The organism is Mycobacterium arosiense ATCC BAA-1401 = DSM 45069 (genome assembly GCF_002086125.1).
GTDB classification, from domain to species: domain Bacteria; phylum Actinomycetota; class Actinomycetes; order Mycobacteriales; family Mycobacteriaceae; genus Mycobacterium; species Mycobacterium arosiense.
In genome coordinates this window covers 178579-201414 of the sequence record NZ_MVHG01000002.1, presented here as the reverse complement: position 1 = coordinate 201414, position 22836 = coordinate 178579, and the positions used below count along the sequence as shown (strand labels likewise).

Here is a 22836-nt window from a genome sequence, read left to right as displayed (position 1 = left end):
AAGCGGAAAGCCGCCACTTACTGCGGCTGCTTCAGGAGCAGTGAGCGCACCAACGGACGGGGCCCGGTGTGCCGCAGCATCGTGCTGGCCGGGCGGGGGCGCACCAGCTGTGGCCACCAGAACCAGCGTCCCAGCAATGCGGCGACGGACGGCGTCATGAACGCCCGCACGATCAACGTGTCGAAGATCAAGCCGATGCCGATGGTCGTGCCCACCTGACCGATGCTGCGAAGTTCGCTGACCGCCATCGAGGCCATGGTGAAGGCGAACACCAAACCGGCGTTCGTCACAACCTTTCCGGTACCGGCCATGGCGCGGATGATGCCTGTGTGGATCCCGGCAGCCAACTCCTCCTTCATTCGGGAGACCAAGAGCAAGTTGTAGTCAGACCCCACCGCCAACAGCACGATCACGGAGGTGGACAGCACGCTCCAGTGCAGTTGCATGTGCAGCAAGTACTGCCAGACCAGCACGGACAACCCGAAGGACGCGCCGAGTGACAGCAGAACCGTGCCGACGATGACCATCGCGGCAATGAAGCTTCGCGTCATGATCAGCATGATGATGAAAATGAGGCAGATCGCGGAGACGCCGGCGATCAAAAGGTCGAACATGGATCCGTCCACCAGATCTTTGGTAATCGCCGCGGTACCGGTCAAATAGATCTTGGCGTTTTCCAGGGGAGTGCCCTTAAGCGATTCCTCGGCCGCCGTCTTGATCTGATCGACTCGGTTGAGGCCGTCGGATGTCGACGGGTCGCCACGCTGGGAGATTAGCAGGCGGACGTCCTTGCCGTCCGGCGACATGAACACCTTCTCGATCCGCTTGAAGGAGTCGGAACCGTTGATGATCCCAGGCGGCAGGTAGAAGGAATCGTCGTTCTTGGAGGCATCGAACGCCTGCCCCATGGCGCTGGGATCCTTTGCACTGGAATCCATTTGGCCCATGACGCCGGCCATGGTGCTGTGCATGGTCAGCATCATGGTGCGCATGCCCGACATGGTTTCGATCATGGGCGGGATCTGCATGACCAACTGCGGCAGCAGCGCATCCAGTTGATCGAGATTTCCCACCAGCTGGGCCAATTTGTCGTTGATTTCGTCAACGCCGTCAAGTGCGTCAAATATGGATCTCAGAGAAAAACAGATCGGGATGTCGTAGCAGTGCTTTTCCCAATAGAAGTAGCTGCGGAGCGGACGCCAGAAGTCCTCGAAGTCCGAGATGTGATCGCGCAACTCTGCGGTAATGTCCTGCATTTCGTGAGTAGTGCCGACCATTTGGTGCGTCGTGGCGACGAGTTCCCTCATCAGGTCCAGCATGTGCTGCATGATGGCGATCATTTTCCCCAGCTCGTTGGCCTGGGTGAGCATGTCGTCCATGCGGTCTTTCTGGAAAGCCATGTTCTGCATCTGGCTGGCCTGGCCCATGCTGATGATCCAGGGGATCGTCGTGTGTTGCAGTGGCGTGCCCTCGGGGCGGGTCACGGTCTGCACCGTCGCGATTCCGGGCACCGCCAGCACGCCCTTCGCGAGCTTGTTGATGACGAGCATGTCCGTCGGGTTACGCAAGTCGTGATCGGTCTCGATCAATAGAATTTCGGGCATCGACATGCGCTGGCCGGGGAAGTGCCGTGCGGCGGCCGCGTAGCCCACGTTGGCGGGAATGCGTTCCGGAATGAACTTTTGGTCGTCATAGCTGGGCTTGTAATTCGGCAGCGTCAACAGCCCGATCAGCGAGACGGCCAGCGAGGCGATGAGGATGGGCGCCGGCCACCGCACGACCGCCGTACCGATCCGCCGCCACCTGCGGGTCGAGAGCGCACGCCGTGGGTCGAACAGACCGAACCGAGCTCCCGCGGCCAGCAGGGCCGGGCCTAGCGTTATCGCGACCAGGACCGCGAGGGAGATACCGACGGCGCAAGGGATACCCAGCGGCTGGAAGTAGGGCAGCCGGGTGAAGCTGAGGCAGAGCACCGCGCCGGCGATGGTCATACCGGAGGCCAAAACGACCTTGGCGACACCGTTGAACGTGGTGTAAAAGGCCTCTTCTCGGCTTTCGCCCGCATTCCGCGCCTCTTGATACCGGCCGACGAAGAAAATGCCGTAGTCGGTACCCGTCGCAATAACCGCGGCGACCAGAAGGTTGACGGCGAAAGTGGTAAGCCCGACCAACCCGAGATGGCCGAGCAGCGCGACCATTCCGCGCGCGATCTGCAATTCAAGGCCGACGATCAGCAACAAAAGGACGACCGTGACAATCGACCGGTACACGAGCAACAGCGTCAGGAAAATCACGGCAAGGCTGACCAGCGTCACCAGCATGATGCTCTGCTGACCGGCGATATTCATGTCCGCGATGATGGGCGCCGGCCCGGTCACGTAGACCTTTAATCCCGGTGGGGGCGAAGCCTCCTGCACGATCTTTCGAACGGCCGCCACGGACTGGTCACCCGCGGCCGCGCCCTGGTTACCGCTCAGGTTGACCTGAACGTATGCGGCCTTGCCGTCCTGGCTCTGTGCGGCGCCGCGGGTCAGCGGGTCGCCCCAGAAGTTCTGGACGTGCTGCACGTGCGCGTGGTCGTTTTCCAGCAGCTTGACCAAACGGTCGTAATACGTGTGCGCCTCGTCGCCGAGTTGCTGCTGGCCCTCCAGCAGGATCATCGCCAACGCGCCGGAATTGGTCTCGTGGAAGTCCTGGCCAAGCCGCTCCATGGCCTGGAAGGACGGTGCGCCCAAAGGGCTCAGCGACACCGCATTTTCAGCCTCGACCTTATCCAGCGAAGGGACGCCGACGCTGAGCAGGACGGCGATCGCGAGCCAGCCCAAGATGATGGGAACCGATAGGCGGTGGATGATCCGCGCGATACGTGGTCGTGCGGCGGCCGGCCGGGTTTCCAGTTGGTGCTGGGTGCTCATGTGGCCGTCAACACGCAATAGGTGAACGCGTTCAATTCGTGCGAGATCCTCTCGGCTTTGACGACACCGTCGACCACGATGCGGCAGCCGAGACTATCGCTGTTGCCCTGTGCGACCACATTTCCCACGATCGATGGCAGCGTCGTCGAGATGTCGAACGTCCACGGCAGCTCGACACCGTTGATGTGGTTCGGCTCGCCGTTGGCGTCAAAGTAACTGATGTCGGCCATCGACCCAGCGGGGCCGAAGACCTCATACTTCACGTGCTTGGGGTTGAAGGGCTTGGTGTCCTGCTGCCTGGATTCGGCGTACGTCGGGCGCTTCTCGGAGCCGAACACGTTATGCAACCGCGAGACGGTCATGCCTCCGGCGACGACAACGGCGACGATGACCAGCGGGATCCATAGCCGGCCCAGGAAACCAAAAACCCCGGGGCCTCTTTTCGGACGAGTCTTCCGGGGGCCGCGTTGCTGCTCGGGTTCGGTTGACGATCGACGACCAAAGCCCAGGAAACCGCGTTGGCTAATGTCTCGTCCTTCCGCGATGGTTTTGTCGGGGCGGGCCCGTACATCCGATTCGACCATTACACCCCCTTCAGCGGTGTCCACGCTCGCCCGGCCCCCGCCGCTCGAACATGCAACTACACACCGGCCGCGACACGCCAGACAGCGCTGCGAATGTGGTGTTAGCGGTAGACAAGCCGGGCCTCCGACACCTCATGCGAGCCTCGCCCGGGGGCGCGACCAGGTCTTGATGAGTAAACCACGCTAGTCGCTTCTGTATCAGTGCTTTGGCAACGCGATGCGGGATCGTGATGCCCGTCGCGTGCGCTTTTCGACAACTTTGCTACGCGACGAATCCGCCCGAGGGACCCCGCGCAGCCACTAAAGCACACCGGGAGTCACGTGTCACATGCCGAGATGGTTCAGGCTCCATCAGCGCAAGCCGGCCCGGTTTCGCCTCTGGTTGATTTTCCCGCCCACCACCGCTTCGGCTAAGCTGTGGTGCGACAAGCACAATAACTTCATCGGCCTGAAGGACGTGCCTGCCCCAATAGCGATAAATCGCCACACAACGCCATTGATGCAGGTCATTGCAGCACTTTTAGGGGCATCGGGGCCCCGCCTCGCACCACCACTCGATGGCGTCAACACCTGTTAGGCCACGCCAGGAACTTTGTCCAAACCACGGACGGGCGCCTCGGGGCTCAACTATGGTTTGGACCTGTTCCACTCATGTCCACTATGCAATCTGGAGAATTGTGAGCATCAATCCCTTCGACGACGACAACGGCAGCTTTTTCGTCTTGGTGAACGACGAGGAGCAACACAGCTTGTGGCCGGCCTTCGCCGATGTTCCAGCTGGCTGGCGAGTGGTACACGGGGAAGCCGACCGAGCCGCGTGCCTGGAGTACATCGAGCAGCACTGGCCGGATATTCGGCCGAAGAGCCTGCGCGACAAGCTCGCAGCGGGCCGCGGTTTTGAGGAGTAAGCAGCCGGGGTATGGGGCGGGTGGCGAAGACTTGGGGGAGTCGATGGACCGGGAAGACCGGGCACTTCCGCTAACGCGCGGTCAGCTCGACATCTGGCTGTCTCAAGAAGCCGGGTTCGCCGGCACGCAATGGCAGCTCGGTCTCCTGGTCAAAATCGACGGCACCGTCCACCACCATGCCTTCGAGCAGGCCATCACCCAGGCCGTCGCCGAGGCCGAGCCGGGCAGGGTCTCGTTTTTCGAGGTCGACGGCCAGGTGGTGCAGAAACCGGTCGACTACCCGCACGTCGAGCTGACGCTCGACGACCTCAGGGGAGCGCCCGACCCGGTACAGGAAGCCCGCGAGAGGGCTTCCTCCATTCAGCGCACCCCGATGGCGCTGAATGGTCAGCTGTTCAAATTCGTGCTCTTTCAGACGGGGCACGAGGAATTCTATTTGTTCGGTTGCTGCCACCACATCGCCATCGACGGTCTGGGCATGGCCCTGGTCTGCCGCCGGGTGGCGACCATCTATTCGGCGATGGTGGCCGGCAAGCCGATCCCGGACGCCTACTTCGGTTCGGCGCAGGATCTGGTCGACCTCGAGTCCGGCTACGAAGCCTCCGAAGACTACGCCGAAGACAAGGCCTACTGGAGCGAACACCTGCCGCCGGAGAGCGGGCCGGTCGATCGGCTGCCCACCGCCGCGGGGGAGCAGGACCATTACTCACCGTCGGCGTCGGTGCAGCTGGACCCGTCGGTGGCCAACCGGATCAAGGAGTTGTCCAAGAAGCTGGCCATCCGCCGGTTCTCGGTCACCACCGCCGCGTGCGCCCTGCTGGTGCGGGGGTGGTCGGGTAGCGGTTCGGAGGTGGCGCTCGACTTTCCGGTCAGCCGGCGGGTGCGACCCGAATCGAAGACGCTTCCCGCGATGCTCGCCGGGGTGGTGCCGTTGGTCCTGACGACGGAGCCGAAGTCGACCGTCGCCGATTTCTGCAAGCACGTCGACAAGCGGATCCGCGAGCTGTTGCAGCACCAGCGCTTCCCGGTGCACGCCCTGGAGGGCGACGGGCTGCGCCAGGCGCCGAATCGGGTCGGCATCAATTTTCTGCCAATGCGGCTGACCCTGGACCTGGCCGGTTCTCCGGCGACGGCGACCTACACCAACCACGGTCCAGTAGGGCACTTCGGGCTCTTCTTCCTTGGCGCCGGCGACCAACTGTTCCTCAGCACAGCGGGCCCCGGCCAACCGTTCGCGAGCTTCGGTGTCGCCGACCTGGCGGGCCGCCTGCAGCAGATCCTTGAGGAGATGACCGCCGACCCGGACAGGCCGCTGTCGTCGATCGATCTGCTGACCCCCGACGAGCCCGCCCGCCTCGACGAGTGGAGCAACCGCCCGGTCCTGCACGAGCCGGTGCCCGCCCCCGTGTCGATCCCCAAGGCATTCGCCGAGTACGTGCAGAACACGCCGGACGCGGTGGCGGTGACCTGCGGCGACCGCAGCCTGACCTTCGCCGAACTCGACGAGGCCTCCAACCGATTGGGCCACCTGCTCGCCGATCACGCCATCGGCCCGGGGGACTGCGTGGCGGTGATGTTCCCCCGCTGCGCCGACGCCGTCGTCTCGATGCTGGCCGTGCTCAAGACCGGCGCGGCCTACGTGCCGATCGACCCGGCGCACGCGTCGTCCCGGATGGATTTCGTGCTCGCCGACGCCGCACCCCGCGCCGTGATCACCACGGCGGACCTGCGCGCGCGGCTGGACGACCACGATGTCCTGGTCGTCGACGTGCACGACCCCGCCGTCGACGCCCAGCCCACCACCGCCCTGCCGCTGCCGGCGCCCGAGAACACCGCGTACATCATCTATACGTCCGGAACCACCGGAACCCCCAAAGGCGTTGCGATTCCTCACCTCAACGTCACGTGGCTGATCGAGTCGCTCGACGCCGGGTTGCCCAAGGGCAACGTGTGGACGCAATGCCACTCGGCGGCCTTCGACTTTTCGGTGTGGGAGATCTTCGGCGCGCTGCTGCGCGGCAGGCGGTTGCTGATCGTGCCCGAATCGGTGGCGTCCTCCCCGGAGGACCTGCACGCGCTGCTGGTCGCGGAGAAGGTCAGCGTCCTGACCCAGACCCCGTCGGCCGTCGCGATGCTGCCGCCCGACGACCTGGAGTCCACCGCGTTGGTGGTGGCCGGTGAGGCCTGCCCGACCGACGTGGTCGATCGGTGGGCGGCGCCCGGACGGGTGATGGTCGATGCGTACGGCCCGACCGAAACCACCGTGTGCGCGTCGATCAGCAAACCGCTGACGGCCGGATCTTCGGTGGTGCCGATCGGCTCCCCGATCGCCGGCGCGGCGATGTTCGTGCTCGACAAATGGCTGCAGCCGGTGCCCGCCGGCGTGGTCGGCGAGCTGTACCTGGCGGGTCGCGGCGTCGGACACGGCTACGTGCGCCGCGCTGGGCTCAGCGCATCGCGGTTCGTCGCCAACCCCTTCGGCGGTCCCGGCGCGCGGATGTACCGCACCGGCGACCTGGTGTGCTGGGGCCCGGACGGACAGCTGCAGTACCTCGGCCGCGCCGACGAGCAGGTCAAGATCCGCGGCTACCGCATCGAACTGGGCGAGATCCAGGCCGTTCTGGCCGGCCTCGACGGAGTGGACCAGGCCGCGGTGATCGCCCGCGAGGACCGCCCCGGCGACAAGCGGTTGGTCGGCTACATCACCGGGACCGCCGACCCGGCCGCGCTGCGCGCCCAGCTGGCGGACAAGCTGCCGCCCTACATGGTCCCGACCGCGGTAATGGTGCTCGACACCCTGCCGCTGACCGGCAACGGCAAGCTCGACAAGCGCGCCCTGCCCTCGCCCGAGTACGCCGCGAGCGAGTACCGCGCCCCGGCCGACGCCATCGAGGAGATCCTGGCCGACATCTACGCCCAGGTGCTGGGCGTGGAACGCGTCGGCGTCGACGACTCCTTCTTCGACCTGGGCGGCGACAGCATCCTGTCGATGCAGGTGGTGTCGCGGGCCCGCGCGGCCGGGGTGATCTGCCGCCCGCGCGACATTTTCGTGGAGCAGACGGTGGCCCGCCTGGCGCGGGTGTCCGAGGTCGCCGCCGACGGCGAGCTCGGCGTGGCCGACGAGGGGATCGGGCCCGTGGTGGCCACCCCGATCATGCGCTGGCTGCAGACCATCGACGGCCCGATCGACCAGTTCAACCAGACCATGGTGCTGGCGGCCCCGGCCGGTGTGACCGCCGACGACGTCGCGGTGGTGCTGCAGGCGCTGCTGGACCGCCACCCCATGCTGCGGCTGCGGGTGCAGGACGACGGCGCCGGTGGCTGGTCGCTGGAGGCGCCCGAGGCGGGCTCGGTGTCGGCAGGCGACTGCCTGCGTGCGGTGGACGCGTTGTCCGACGCGGCGCTGATCGAGGCCCGCGACCGGCTGAACATCGCCGACGGGATGCTGCTGAGCGCGCTATGGTCAAGTGCGACAAGCCAATTGGCGTTGGTCATCCACCACCTTGCCGTCGACGGTGTGTCGTGGCGGACCCTGATCGAAGACCTCAACATCGCCTGGGCTCAGCATCACAACAGCCAACCGGTGGAATTGCCGGCGCCCGGAACGTCTTTCGCCCGTTGGTCTTCGCTGCTGGCCGACCACGCGCAGAGTCCGGCGGTGAGCGCGCAGGCCGACGCGTGGCGTCAGGTGGCCGCCACGCCGGCGGCGTTGCCGGCGGCCCAGCCCGAGGACACCTACGCGACGGCGGGTCAGTTGTCGGCGTCATTGGATGTAGACACCACCCGGCTGCTGTTGGGGGAGGTGCCCGCGGCGTTTCACGCTGGGGTGCAAGACATTCTGTTGATCGCGTTCGGCTTGGCGTTCACCGAATTCCTGGGCGAGGCCGCGCCGATCGGTATCGACATCGAAGGGCACGGACGCCAGGAAGAGGTGGCGCCGCGCGTGGACCTGTCGCGCACGGTGGGCTGGTTCACCACCAAATACCCTGCGGCGCTGAAGATCAACGGATCGTTGAGCTGGTCGCAGGTGGTCGCCGGTGAGGCCGCGCTGGGTGCGGTGATCAAGGACGCTAAGGAGCAACTGCGCGCCCTGCCCGACGGCCTGACCTACGGGTTGCTGCGCTACCTGAACGCCGACGTCGACCTGCAGGACGCGGACCCGGTGATCGGGTTCAACTACCTGGGCCGGTTGGCCGCGGGAGCGGACCTGTCCGAGGACCTGTGGCGCGTCAGCCAGGACAGCCTGTCCTCGGCGGCCGTGGCCACGGCGGTGGCAATGCCGTTGGCGCACACCGTGGAACTCAACGCCGGCACCATGGACACCGAGGCCGGCCCGCACCTGCACGCCAACTGGAGGTGGGCTCCGTCGGCGCTGACCGGCGAGCAGGTAAACCGGTTGAGCCAGTTGTGGTTTGACGCGCTCGTGGGCATCTGCGCGCACGTGCGCAGCGGTGGTGGCGGGCTGACCCCGTCCGACATCGCCCCCGCCCGCCTGGACCAGCAACAGATCGACGAGCTCTGCCGTCAGCACCAGATCGCCGACGTGCTGCCGCTCAGCCCCGTTCAGCAGGGGTTGTTGTTCCACAGCAGCTTCGCGCAGGAACTCCAGGACCTCTACGCGGTGCAGCTCGGCATCACCGTGAGCGGTTCCCTTGACGCGCAACGGCTTCGCGAGGCGGTGCAGACCGTCGTCAACCGCCACCCCAACCTGGCGGCCCGCTTCATCGACGAGTTCGGCGAGCCGGTGCAGATCATCCCGGCCAAGCCGGTGATGGCGTGGAACTACGTCGAGCTCGACGGCGACGACATCGACGCGCAGGTGGAACAGCTCGCCGCCGCCGAACGCACTGCCGTCTGCGACCTGGCCGGGGAATCGGCGTTCCGGGCGGCGCTGATCCGCACCGCGCCCGACCGGCACCGGTTCGTGCTGACCATTCACCACATCGTCATCGACGGCTGGTCACTGCCGGTCCTGATGCGCGAAGTGTTCGCCGGCTACTACGGCGAGCGGCTGCCCGCGCCGCCGTCGTACCGCAGTTACCTGATGTGGCTGGCCGCTCAGGATCGTTCCGGAGCCCAGGCGGCCTGGGGCGAGGCGCTCGCCGGGTTCGAAGCCCCCACGCTGGTGGCGCCCCCGGGCAAGATCGGCCGGCGCGCCGTTGCCACCTATACGGTTTCGGCGGACATCACCCGCGCCCTGAGCGAACTGGCCCGCTCCAGCCGCACCACCGTCAGCACGGTGCTGCAGGGCGCATGGGCGCAACTGTTGACCTGGCTGACCGGCCAGCACGACGTGGCCTTCGGCACCGCGGTCTCGGGCCGGCCCACCGAACTGGCCGGCGCGGACGCCATGGTCGGCTTGCTCATCAACACCGTGCCGGTGCGGGCCAACATCGCCGCCGCGACCACCGTCGCCGACCTGCTGGAGCAGCTGCAACGTGTCCACGCCGAGACCCTCGAGCATGAACACTTGTCGCTCAACGAGATTCACCGCGTCACCGGTCACGACCAGCTGTTCGACACGCTGTTCCTCTACGAGAACTACCCGATCGATGTCGGTGCCCTGCTGGGTGTCAACGAGTTGGCCGTCACCGAGTTCAACAGCCGCGAGTTCAATCACTACCCGCTTTCGGTCGTGGCCACGCCGGGGCACGAGCTGAGCCTGCGCGTCGAGTACGACACCGAGGTGTTCGATGCGTCCGGCGTCGAAACGCTGATCGATCGGTTGCGTCAGGTGATGGCGGCGATGGCCGCCGATCCAGCACAACGGCTTTCGTCGATCGATCTGCTCGACGCCGCCGAACACGAGCGGTTGGATGCCTGGGGCAACCGGGCCATGCTGGCGCAGCCGCGGCCCGGACAGGCTTCCATTCCGGCGCTGTTCGCCGCGCAAGTGGCCCGCGGCGCCGACGCCGTGGCGATCACCTGCGGCGAGCGGTCCTGGACCTACCGCGAGGTGGAAGAATCGGCAAACCAATTGGCGCACTTGCTTTCTGAGCGGGGTGCCGGGCCCGGTCAGCGGGTGGCGGTGGTGATCCCGCGGTCGGCCGAAGCTGTGGTGGCCATCTTCGCCGTCCTGAAGACCGGGGCGGCGTATGTGCCGGTCGACCCGAGCGTGCCGGCGGCGCGGTTGAAGTTCGTGCTCGGCGACGCGGCGCCGATCGCGGCGGTGACCACCGCCGAGGTGCGGCCGCAGCTGGATGGCTTCGACGGTCTGATCGTCGACATCGACGACCCCGCCGTGCGGACCCAACCCACGACGGCCCTGCCGGCGCCGGCTCCGGAGAACATCGCTTACATCATCTACACCTCGGGAACCACCGGAACCCCCAAGGGCGTGGCCATCCCGCACCAGAACGTGACGTTGTTGCTGGAGACACTGGATGCTCAGCTCGGGTTGGGCCAGGTGTGGACGCAGTGTCACTCGCTGGCGTTTGACTTCTCGGTGTGGGAAGTCTTCGGGTCGTTGCTGTACGGCGGGCGTCTGGTAATTGTGCCGGATGCCGTGGTGCGCTCGACTGAAGAGTTGCACGCGTTGTTGGTTCGCGAACAGGTGAGCGTGCTCAGTCAGACGCCGTCGGCGTTCTATGCGTTGCAGAGCGCCGATTCGCTGGCGCCCGAGTTGGGTGAGCAGTTGAAGTTGCAGACGGTGGTCTTCGGTGGTGAGGCGCTCGAGCCGCACCGGTTGGCGACGTGGCTGCATCACCATCCCGGCCTGCCCCGGATGATCAACATGTATGGCATCACCGAGACGACGGTGCACGCGTCGTTCCGGGAGATCGTCGACGGTGACGTCGACAGCAACGTCAGCCCCATCGGGGTCCCGCTGGTTAACCTCGCCTTCTTCGTGCTCGACGGCTGGCTGCGCCAGGTGCCCGTCGGTGTGGTCGGTGAGCTGTATGTCGCCGGCGGCGGGCTGTCGACCGGTTATGTGGGCCGCCCCGCCCTGTCGTCGACCCGCTTTGTCGCCTGCCCGTACGGGGCTCCCGGCGGGCGCATGTATCGCACCGGTGACCTGGTGCGGTGGGGCGCCGACGGCCAGCTGCAGTACCTGGGCCGCGCCGACGAGCAGGTCAAGATCCGCGGCTACCGCATCGAACTCGGCGAAATCCAGGCCGCCCTTGCCGCGCTGGACGGGGTCGAGCAGGCGGCGGTGATCGCCCGCGAGGACCGCCCCGGCGACAAGCGGCTGGTGGGCTACGTGACCGGGACGGCCGACCCGGGCGGGGTCCGCGCCCAGCTCGGCGAGCGGTTGCCGAGCTACATGGTGCCGTCGGCCGTGGTGGTGCTCGATGCGCTGCCGCTGACGGTCAACGGCAAGCTGGACACCCGCGCGCTGCCGGCGCCGGAGTACCAGGACGCCGATCGCTACCGCGCCCCGGTGAGCGCCATCGAGGAGATCCTGGCCGGCATCTATGCCCAGGTGTTGGGTGTGGAGCGGGTGGGTGTGGACGACTCGTTCTTCGATTTGGGCGGCGACAGCATCCTGTCGATGCAGGTGGTGGCCCGGGCCCGCGCGGCCGGGGTGGTGTGCCGCCCGCGCGACGTGTTCGTCGAGCAAACGGTGGCCCGGCTGGCGCGCGTCGCCACGGTGGCCGGCGACGAGGACCACGTGGTCGACGAGGGGCTCGGGCCGGTGGTGGCCACGCCGATCATGCGCTGGCTGCAGAACATGGACGGCCCCGTCGAGCAGTTCAACCAGACGATGGTGTTCGCGGCCCCCGCGGCGGTCACCTCCGACGATGTGCCGGTGGTGGTGCAGGCGCTGCTGGATCGGCACGCGATGCTGCGGCTGCGGGTCGAGGACGACGGCGCCGGCGGCTGGTCGCTCGACGTGCCCGAGGCGGGCTCGATCCAGGCCGGCGACTGCGTGGAGTCGGTGGACGTGCTGTCCGAGACGGCGCTGGTCGACGCCCGATCGCGGCTGAATCTGGCCGACGGCGTGCTGCTGCGTGCCGTATGGGCAAGTGCGACAAACCAATTGGCGTTGATCATCCACCACCTGGCGGTGGACGGCGTGTCGTGGCGGACCCTGATCGAGGACCTCAACATCGCCTGGGCGCAACACCACAGCGGGCAGCCGGTGGCCCTGCCGGTGGGCGGGACCTCGTTCGCCCGGTGGTCGTCGTTGCTGGATGAGTACGCGCGGCGCCCCGAGGTGGTCGGGCAGCTGGAGGAGTGGCGGCAGGTGGCCGCCGTCCCGGCGGTGTTGCCGGCGGCCCAGCCCGAGGACACCTACGTGACGGCCGGGCAGTTCTCGGCCTCGCTGGACGTCGAGACCACGCGGCTGCTGCTCAGCGAGGTGCCCGCGGCGTTTCACGCCGGCGTGCAAGACATTCTGTTGATCGCGTTCGGTCTGGCCTGGACCCAGTTCGTGGGCACCGGCGCGCCGATCGCCATCGACGTCGAGGGTCACGGACGCAACGAGGAGCTGGGCCCGCAGGTGGACCTGTCGCGCACGGTCGGCTGGTTCACCGCGAAGTACCCGGTGTCGTTGCGGGTCGGTGGACTGTCCTGGGGCCAGGTCGTCGGCGGGGACGCGGCGCTGGGCGGGCTGGTCAAAGACGCCAAGGAACAACTGCGCGCCGTGCCGGACGGCTTGACCTACGGATTGCTGCGATACCTGAATCCCGAAGCGGCACTGGACGATTCGGACCCTGTCATCGGGTTCAACTACCTGGGCCGGCTCGGCGGCGGCGCCGCCGAATTGTCCGCCGATCTGTGGCAGCTGGACCCGGACAGCTTCGCGCTGGCCGGCGCGGCGGGTGCGGTGCCGGTGCCCTTGCCGCACACGGTGGAGCTCAACGCCGGCACCATGGACACCGCGGACGGCCCGCACCTGCAGGCCAATTGGACCTGGGCGGTCTCGGCGCTGGACGAGAAGCAGATTAACCGGCTCAGCGAGCTGTGGTTCGACGCCCTCGCCGGCATCTGCGCGCACGTGCAGGGCGGCGGTGGCGGGTTGACCCCGTCCGACATCGCGCCCGCCCGCCTGAGCCAGCGCGACCTCGACGAACTGCAGCAGCAGTACCGGATCGCCGACGTGCTGCCGCTGACGCCGCTGCAGCAGGGCCTGCTGTTCCACACCGGCACCGCCCAGGGCGGCGAAGAATCCGAAGACCTCTATGCCGTGCAGCTCGACATCTCGGTCACCGGTGCCATCGATCCCCAGCGGCTGCGCCAGGCGGTGCACACCGTCATCACCCGTCATCCCAACGTGGTTGCCGACTTCTCGGAGGATTTCGGGGAGCCGGTGCAGGTTCTCTCGGTCGATCCGGAGCTGGCCTGGCAATACGTCGAGCTGGAGGCCGGCGACGACGTCGAGGCCCAGGTGGCCCGGTTGTCCACCGCCGAACGCGTCGCCGTGTGCGATCTGGCCGGCCAGCCGCCGTTCCGGGGCGCCCTGATCCGGACCGCGGAGAACACGTACCGATTCGTGCTCACCAACCACCACATCGTGCTCGACGGCTGGTCGAAGCCGCTGTTGTTGCAAGAAATCTTCGCCAGCTATTTCGGGGCGCGGCTACCGGCTCCGGTGCCGTATCGCAGCTTCATCACCTGGCTGTCCGAGCAGGATCGGGCCGCCGCGCAGGCCGCGTGGCGCGAGGTGCTCGAGGGCTTCGAGACCTCCACGCTGGTGGCGCCGTCGGGCCGCACCGGACTCGGGCCGCGCGGCGTCGCCGAGTTCCAGGTGTCCGCGGAGACCAGTCGCCTGCTCGGCGAATTGGCCCGCTCGTGTCGAACGACGGTCAGCACGGTGTTGCAGGCCGCATGGGCGCAGCTGCTGATGTGGCTTACCGGGCAGCACGATGTGGTGTTCGGCACAGCGGTTTCGGGCCGTCCGACGGATTTGACCGGATCAGAAGCGATGGTGGGCCTTTTGATCAACACGGTGCCGGTACGGGCCACGATCGGCGCCGAAACCACCATCGCCGACCTGCTTGACCAGCTACAACGCTCTTACACCAACACCCTGGACCACCAGCACTTAGCACTGAATGAAATACATCGTGTAACGGGGCACGAGCAAATTTTCGACACAATGTTCGTGTATGAGAACTATCCGATCGATACCGCCGCGCTATCGGCCGTGGACGAGTTAACTATTACTGGATTCACGAATCGGGAATACAACCACTACCCGCTTTCGGTGCAAGCCGTGCCAGGCCACGAAATAGGGCTTCGCGTCGAGTTCGATACGGACGTGTTTGGCGAGGCGAGGATCGAAAAGCTTGTTGAGCGATTTCGGCGGGTACTGGAAGCCATGACCGTGGACTTGGAGGAACAGTCATGACCGTCGGTGCGGGGCGGCGATTGTTGTCGATCGATTTGCTGGACGGCGGCGAACATGACCGACTCGATGAATGGGGTAACCGCGCGGTCCTGACCAAGCCGGTCAAATCACCGAAATCGATCCCTGAGGCGTTCGCGACGCAAGTGGCGCGCGACCCGCAGGCCGTGGCGCTGACCTTCGGCGACCGTTCGTTGACCTATCGCGAGCTCGATGAGGCCGCGAACCGCCTGGCGCATCTGTTGTCAGCCCACGGCGCGCGCCCTGGGGAATGCGTTGCGTTGCTGTTCTCCCGTTCGGCCGAGGCGATCATCTCGATTCTCGCGGTGCTGAAGACCGGGGCCGCGTACCTGCCGATCGACCCGGCGCTGCCGGCCGCGCGCATGGAGTTCATGCTCGGCGACGCCACCCCGATCGCGGCGGTGACCACGGCCGCCCTGCGCAGCCGGCTCGACGGGTCCGACCTGGCCGTCATCGACGTCGATGAGGCCACCGCGGACGGCCGGCCCAGCAGCGCGCTGCCGGGCCCCACACCCGAGGACATCGCCTACATGATCTACACCTCGGGCACCACGGGAACCCCCAAGGGCGTCGCGGTCACCCACCGCAACGTGACCGAGTTCCTGCGGACGTTGCACACCGATCTGCCGACCGGCCCGGGCAAGGTGTGGTCGCAGTGGCACTCGCTGGTGTTCGACGTCTCCGTCTGGGAGATCTGGGGCGCGCTGCTGCACGGCGGACGCCTGGTGGTGGTGCCCGAGCCGGTCGCGGGCTCGCCCGATGACCTGCACGCCCTGCTGGTCGCCGAGAAGGTCAACGTCCTGAGCCAGACCCCGTCGGCGGTGGGCATGCTCTCGCCGGAGGGCCTGGAGTCCACCGCGCTGGTGGTGGCTGGTGAGGCCTGCCCGGCCGAGGTGGTCGACCGGTGGGCGCCCGGGCGGGTGATGATCAACGCCTACGGCCCGACCGAAGCCACCGTGTACGCCGCGATGAGCACGCCGCTGGCCAGCGACTCCGGGGCGCCTCCAATCGGCTCGCCGGTTCCCGGCGCGGCGTTGTTCGTGCTGGACAAGTGGCTGCGGCCCGCACCGGAAGGCGTGGTCGGTGAGTTGTACGTGGCCGGCCGCGGTGTCGCCACCGGCTACGCCCGCCGGTCGGGTCTGACGGCCTCGCGCTTCGTCGCCTGCCCGTTCGGTGGGCCGGGCGCGCGGATGTACCGCACCGGCGACCTGGTGCGCTGGGGCGCCGACGGGCAGCTGCAGTACCTGGGCCGCGCCGACGAGCAGGTCAAAATCCGCGGCTACCGCATCGAACTCGGCGAGATCCAGTCGGCCCTCGCCGCACTCGACGGCGTCGAGCAGGCGGCGGTGATCGCCCGCGAGGACCGCCCCGGCGACAAGCGCCTGGTCGGCTACGTCACCGGGACCGCCGACCCCACCGAACTGCGCACCCAGCTGGGCAAGCGGCTGCCGGCCTACATGGTCCCGGCCGCGGTCGTCGTGCTGGAAAGCCTGCCGCTGACCGTGAACGGCAAGCTGGACAAGCGCGCCCTGCCCGCGCCCGAGTACCAGAACCGCGGTGGCCAGTACCGCGCCCCCGGCAACCACACCGAGGAGATCCTGGCCGGCATCTATGCCCAGGTGTTGGGTGTGGAGCGGGTCGGTGTGGACGACTCGTTCTTCGATTTGGGCGGCGACAGCATCCTGTCGATGCAGGTGGTGGCCCGGGCCCGCGCGGCCGGCGTGATGTGCCGCCCGCGCGACGTGTTCGTCGAGCAGACCGTCGCCCGGCTGGCCCGCGTGGCCACCGACGGCGCCGACGACGACCACGTGGTCGACGAGGGGATCGGGCCGGTGCTGGCCACCCCGATCATGCGCTGGCTGCAAACCGTGCAGGGCCCGATCGACGACTTCAACCAGACCATGGTGCTGGCCGCGCCCGCGGGCGTCACCTCCGATGACGTGGTCGTGGTGCTGCAGGCGTTGCTGGACCGACACCCCATGCTGCGGCTGCGCGTGGAGGACGACGGCGACGGAGGCTGGTCGCTACAGGCGCCCGAACCGGGCACCGTGCAGGCCGGCGACTGCCTGCAGTCGGTCGACGAGCTGTCCGACGCCACCCTGGTGGCGGCCCGGTCCCGGCTGAATCCGGGCGCCGGAATCATGGTGAGCGCGGTATGGGCAAGCGAGACAAGCCAATTGGCGTTGATCATCCATCATGTGGCCGTCGACGGCGTGTCGTGGCGGACCCTGATCGAGGACCTGAACATCGCCTGGGCCCAGCACCACAGCGGCCAGCCGGTGGCGCTGCCCACCGGCGGCACCTCGTTCGCTCGCTGGTCCTCGCTGCTGGCCGAGCACGCGCTGAGCCCCGAGGTGGTCGAGCAGGCCGACGCCTGGCGCGAGGTCGTCGCCACCCCGGCCGTGCTGCCCGCGGTTCGCCCCGAGGAGGACACCTACCAGACCGCCGAGCAGCTCTCGGTGTCGCTGGACGTCGAGACCACCCGCCTGCTGCTCGGTGAGGTGCCCGCGGCGTTCCACGCCGGCGTGCAGGACATCCTGTTGATCGCGTTCGGGATGGCCTGGACGCAGTTTCTGGGTACCGGCACGCCGATCGGCATCGACGTGGAGGGCCACGGCCGCCGGGAAGAGCTGGGCCCGCGCGTCGACCTGTCCCGCACCGTGGGCTGGTTCACCACCAAATACCCGGTGTCGCTGACGGTCGGCGGCCTGGACTGGGCGAACGTGGTCGCCGGCGGCGACGCGCTGGGCGCGGCGGTCAAGGCCACCAAGGAGCAGCTGCGCGCCCTGCCCGACGGGCTGACGTACGGCCTGCTGCGCTACCTGAACCCCGACATCGACCTGGGTGGATCCGACCCGGTGATCGGGTTCAACTACCTGGGACGGCTCGGCGCGGCCGCCGACCTGCCCGGCGAGTTGTGGCGGCTGAGCCCCGACAGCCTGTCGTTGAGCGGCGCGGCCGCGGCGGTCGCGATGCCGCTGATGCACACCGTCGACCTCAACGCCGGCACCATGGACACCGAAGAAGGCCCCCACCTGCACGCCAACTGGACGTGGGCGGCCTCGGCGATGGACCGCGAGCAGATCAGCAGACTGAGCCAGCTGTGGTTCGAGGCTCTAACCGGCATCTGCGCCCACGTGCAAGCCGGTGGCGGCGGGCTGACCCCGTCTGACATCGCGCCCGCGCGGCTGAACCAGCGTCAGATCGACGAGCTGAGCAAGCAGCACCAGGTCGCCGACATCCTGCCGCTGACCCCGCTGCAGCAGGGGCTGCTGTTCCACGCCAGCTTCGCGCAGGAGCCCGGCGACGACGTCTACGCCGTGCAGCTCGGCATCACGGTGACCGGCGAGCTGGACTCGCGCCGCCTGCACGACGCGGTGCACACGGTGGTCAACCGCCACCCCAACCTGGCGGCCCGGTTCTGCCCGCAATTCGGCGAGCCCGTCCAGGTCATCCCGGCCGACCCGGTCATGGCGTGGCGATACATCCAGCTGGACGCCGAGGACCTGGACCCCGAGCAGCGGGTCGAGGAGTTGTGCGCCGCCGAACGCGCCGCGGTCAGCGACCTGGCCGACCGGCCGGCGTTCCGCGCCGCGCTGATCCGCACCGCCGACAACAGGTACCGGTTCGTGCTGACCAACCACCACATCGTCATGGATGGCTGGTCGCTGCCCATCCTGCTGCGCGAGATCCTCGCCAACTACTACGGGGACCAGCTGCCCGCGCCGGCGACCTACCGCAGCTACCTGACCTGGCTGGCCGGCCAGGATCGCGCCGCCGCACAGGCCGCGTGGCGCCAGGTGCTCGACGGATTCGACACCCCCACCCTGGTGGGCCCGGCCGGCCGGATGCGGCTCGGCCCGCGGGCCGTGGAGTCCTACCGGCTGTCCGCGGAGACCACGCGGGCCGTGGGCGAGCTGGCCCGCACCTGCCACACCACCGTCAACACCGTGCTGCAGGCCGCCTGGGCGCAGCTGTTGATGCGGCTGACCGGCCAGCACGACGTCGCGTTCGGCACAGCGGTCTCGGGCCGGCCGGCCGACCTGATCGGCGCCGAGTCCATGGTGGGTCTGTTGATCAACACCGTCCCGGTGCGGGCGAGCATCACCGCGCAGACCACCGTCGCCGATGTGCTGGACCAGCTGCAGCAACACCACAACGACACCCTCGAACACGAGCACCTCGCGCTGAGCGACATCCACCACGTGACCGGTCACGACGCGCTGTTCGACACCTTGTTCCTGTACGAGAACTACCCGATCGACACCAGCGTGCCGTTGGGCTTGCACGAGCTGGCCATCACCGATGTCACCAACCGCGAGTACAACCACTACCCGCTGTCGGTGATGGCGCTGCCGGGCCGGGAGCTGGGCCTGCGCGTCGAGTTCGACACCGACGTGTTCGACGCGGCCGGCATCGAGAAGCTGACCGAACGGTTCCAGCGGGTGCTGGCGGAGATGACGGCCGATCCGACCCGACGGCTGATGTCGCTGGACGTCGTCGACGAGCACGAGCACGCGTGGCTCGACGAGCGCGGCAACCGCGCGGTGCTGAGCCAGCCGGCGACCGCGAAGTCGATCCCGGCGATGTTCGCCGCCCAGGTGGCCAGCACCCCGGACGCGGCGGCGCTGACCTTCGACGGCAGCACGATGACCTACCGGGAGCTCGACGAGGCCGCCAACCGGATGGCCCGCCTGCTGACCGAAGAGGGCGCCGGGCCGGGCGAGCGGGTCGCGCTGCTGTTCTCGCGGTCCGCCGACGCGATCGTCGCCATCCTTGCGGTGCTGAAGACCGGGGCGGCGTACCTGCCGATCGACCCGGCGCTGCCGGCCGCGCGGATCGAATTCCTGCTCGGCGACGCCGAGCCGGTCGCCGTCGTCACCACCGCAGCCCTGCGGGAGCGGCTGGACGGCTGCGGCCCGACGGTCATCGACGTCGACGACCCGGCGCTGGCCACCCAGCCCAGCACCGCGCTGCCGATGCCGTCGCCGGACAACATCGCCTACCTCATCTACACCTCGGGAACCACCGGCGTGCCCAAGGGTGTGGCCGTCACGCACGCCAACGTCGCGCAGTTGGTGGACACACTGCACGCCGACCTGCCGGAGGCGGGCGTCTGGGCGCAATGGCACTCGCTGGTGTTCGACGTCTCGGTGCACGAGATCTGGGGCGCGCTGCTGCACGGCGGACGCCTGGTGGTGGTGCCCGAGCCGGTCGCGGCCTCGCCCGACGAGCTGCACGCGCTGCTGGTCGCCGAACAGGTCACCGTGCTGAGCCAGACCCCGTCGGCGGCGGGCATGCTCTCGCCGGAGGGCCTGGACTCCACCACGCTGGTGGTGGCCGGTGAGGCCTGCCCGGTGGAGGTCGTCGATCGGTGGGCGCCGGAACGCGTGATGATCAACGCCTACGGCCCGACCGAGGCCACGGTCTACGCGGCCATGAGCGCGCCGCTCAAGAGCGGCACGGGATCGGCGCCCATCGGCTCGCCGGTGCCGCGCGCCGCGCTGTTCGTGCTGGACCGGTGGTTGCGCCCGGCGCCCGAGGGCGTCGTCGGCGAGCTGTACATCGCCGGTCATGGTGTGGCGACCGGGTATTCGCGGCGGCCCGGCCTGACGGCGGGGCGCTTCGTCGCCTGCCCGTTCGGCAGCCCGGGTTCGCGGATGTACCGCACCGGCGACCTGGTCCGGTGGGGGCGCGACGGTCAACTCGAGTACCTGGGCCGCGCCGACGAGCAGGTCAAGCTGCGCGGCTATCGCATCGAGCTCGGTGAGGTCCAGGCCGCGCTGGCCGCACTCGACGGCGTCGAGCAGGCGGCGGTGATCGCCCGCGAGGACCGTCCCGGCGATAAGCGCCTGGTCGGCTACATCACCGGAACCGCCGACCCGGTCGGCATCCGCATCCAGCTGGCCGACCGGCTGCCCGCCTACATGGTGCCGGCCGCGGTGGTGGTGCTGGACGCGCTGCCGTTGACGGTCAACGGCAAGCTGGACCGGCGCGCCCTGCCCGCACCGGAGTACCAGAAGCGCGGCGGCGAATACGTCGCACCGTCGGACCCCACCGAAGAGATGGTCGCCGACATCTTCGCCCGCGTCCTCGGCATGCAACGGGTGTCGGTCGAGGACTCGTTCTTCGAGCTGGGCGGGGACTCGCTGTCCGCGATGCGGGTGATCGCCGAGATCAACACCGCCGTCGATGGCGCGTTGTCGGTGCGCACCCTGTTCGACTCGCAGTCGGTCCGCAGCCTGAGCCAGCGGATCACCAGCGGGGCCGACACCGAGGGCGCCGCCGGGCCCGGTTTTGCGGCGGTGCACGGCGCCGACGCCAAGGAGGTGCACGCCCGCGACCTCACCCTGGACAAGTTCATCGACGCGACGACGTTGTCGACCGCGCCGACGCTGCCCGGCCCGAGCGCCGAGGTCCGGACGGTCCTGCTGACCGGGGCGACCGGCTTCCTGGGCCGCTACCTGGTGCTGGAATGGCTCGAACAGCTGGAAGTGGTTGGCGGCAAATTGATCTGCCTGGTGCGGGCCAAGTCCGACGAGGACGCGTGGGCCCGGTTGGAGAAGACCTTCAACAGCGGCGACCCGGAATTGCTGCGGCATTTCCAGGAATTGGCCGAAGAGCACCTGCAGGTCGTCGCCGGCGACAAGGGCCAGGCCAACCTGGGCCTGACCCAGGAGACCTGGCAGCGGCTGGCCGACACCGTCGACCTGATCGTCGACTCGGCGGCCGTGGTCAACGGCGTCCTGCCCTACAACGAACTGTTCACCCCCAACGTAGGGGGCACCGCGGAGCTGATCCGGCTGGCGCTCACCACGAAGAAGAAGCCGTACGCGTACGTGTCGACGTCAGACGTGGGCCGCCAGATCGACCCGGCGGCGTTCACGGAGGACGCCGACATCCGAACCATCAGCGCCACCCGCATCGTCGACGGCGGCTACGCCAACGGGTACGGCAACAGCAAGTGGGCGGGCGAGGTCCTGCTGCGCGAGGCGCACGACCTGTGCGGTCTGCCGGTTTCGGTGTTCCGCTCCGACATGATCCTGGCCGACACCAGCTACGCCGGCCAGCTCAACGTCGCGGACATCTTTACCCGGATGATCCTGAGCCTCGTGGCCACCGGCACCGCGCCCAAGTCGTTCTATCAGCTTGCCGCCGACGGGAATCGGCAGAGCGCGCACTTCGACGGCCTGCCCGTCGAGTTCGTCGCCGAGGCGATCGCCAAACTGGGCGCCCAGGTGATGGACGGGTTCGAGACGTACCACGTGATGAACCCGCACGACGACGGCATCGGCCTTGACGAATACGTCGATTGGCTCATCGAAGCGGGCTACCCGATCGAACGCGTCGACGACTTCGGCGAGTGGCTGCAACGCTTCGAGGCCGGCCTGCGGGGCCTGCCGGAACGGCAGCGGCAGAACTCGGTGCTGCAGATGTTGACGTTGCTGCTGCGCGACCCGAAGAACTTGCAGCCCGCCGAGCCGGCCCGGGGCGCCTTCGCGTCGACGGACCGCTTCCGCGCCGCCGTTCAGGAAGCCAAGGTCGGTTCCGACAATGACATCCCGCATGTCGATGCGCCGGTGATCATCAAATACGCCACCGATCTGCAGCTGCTCGGTTTGCTGTAGTCCCTCCGAGGATCCCGGAAGCGGCGTGATCCACCCGGGCCACGCCGCTTCCGCGTTTCCGCCATCGGGCGCTATCGGCCCGTCGGAGCTGGCGCGGCCCGCGCCAATAACGCTGCGATAACGGTAGAGGCGCGAGGCGCGCCTCTCGATGCCTCAATATCGTGCGATTGACTCACACCGCATAATGCTGAATTGGCATGGTTCAGTACCAAAAGTATGAGATACAGCCTACTACAGAGCGTAGGGCGGTTGATTGTTATTTCATACGACTTTCAGTTTGAAAAAGCCTGGACTTACGGGATGGGCCTCTATTACAGTTCGATGTGTTGGACTCATGTTGACTACGCGGTCGTCGGAGCGGATGAGCGTCGACCGGTTCGGTGGCGACACCTTCTAACCTCGTCGTCCGGTCAACGACGAGGGGCAACGAAGATCGCGGTCAGTCTTTGCCGGGGCAAGCGGTGTCGACGAGGACGCCTGCCGGCCCAT

The 22836-nt window shown here is 67.8% G+C and carries 5 protein-coding genes; 3 read left to right on the top strand and 2 right to left on the bottom strand.

Annotation, left to right across the window (positions count from 1 at the left end):
• Window positions 1–17: 17 nt before the first annotated feature.
• Window positions 18–2915 (bottom strand): MMPL/RND family transporter, encoded by a 2898-nt coding sequence (locus BST14_RS01795; protein ID WP_083062875.1) that lies wholly within the window; start codon window positions 2913–2915, stop codon window positions 18–20.
• Window positions 2912–3331 (bottom strand): MmpS family transport accessory protein, encoded by a 420-nt coding sequence (locus BST14_RS01790; protein WP_083062897.1) that lies wholly within the window; start codon window positions 3329–3331, stop codon window positions 2912–2914. The genes BST14_RS01795 and BST14_RS01790 overlap by 4 nt, the downstream gene beginning before the upstream one ends.
• 845 nt (window positions 3332–4176) lie before the next feature.
• Between BST14_RS01790 and BST14_RS01785 the strand changes: the two genes are divergently transcribed.
• From BST14_RS01785 to BST14_RS01775, 3 genes are read left to right on the top strand one after another with little or no spacing between them, the layout of a single operon-like run.
• The gene (locus tag BST14_RS01785) at window positions 4177–4407 is read left to right on the top strand and encodes an MbtH family protein (protein ID WP_083062874.1); all 231 of its coding nucleotides are present in this window, start codon (window positions 4177–4179) and stop codon (window positions 4405–4407) included.
• 43 nt (window positions 4408–4450) lie between these two features.
• Entirely contained in the window at window positions 4451–14701 is a 10251-nt protein-coding gene (locus BST14_RS01780) for a non-ribosomal peptide synthetase (protein WP_083062873.1), read from the top strand.
• Entirely contained in the window at window positions 14698–22347 is a 7650-nt protein-coding gene (locus tag BST14_RS01775) for a non-ribosomal peptide synthetase (RefSeq protein WP_083062872.1), read from the top strand. Before BST14_RS01780 ends, BST14_RS01775 begins: the two co-directional genes overlap by 4 nt.
• Window positions 22348–22836: the final 489 nt, after the last annotated feature.

Bases quoted from the DNA above. Each gene is read 5' to 3' on its own strand.
- BST14_RS01795 (WP_083062875.1), bottom strand. From the start codon at position 2,915: ATGAGCACCCAGCACCAACTGGAAACCCGGCCGGCCGCCGCACGACCA.
- BST14_RS01780 (WP_083062873.1), top strand. From the start codon at position 4,451: ATGGACCGGGAAGACCGGGCACTTCCGCTAACGCGCGGTCAGCTCGAC.
- BST14_RS01775 (WP_083062872.1), top strand. From the start codon at position 14,698: ATGACCGTCGGTGCGGGGCGGCGATTGTTGTCGATCGATTTGCTGGAC.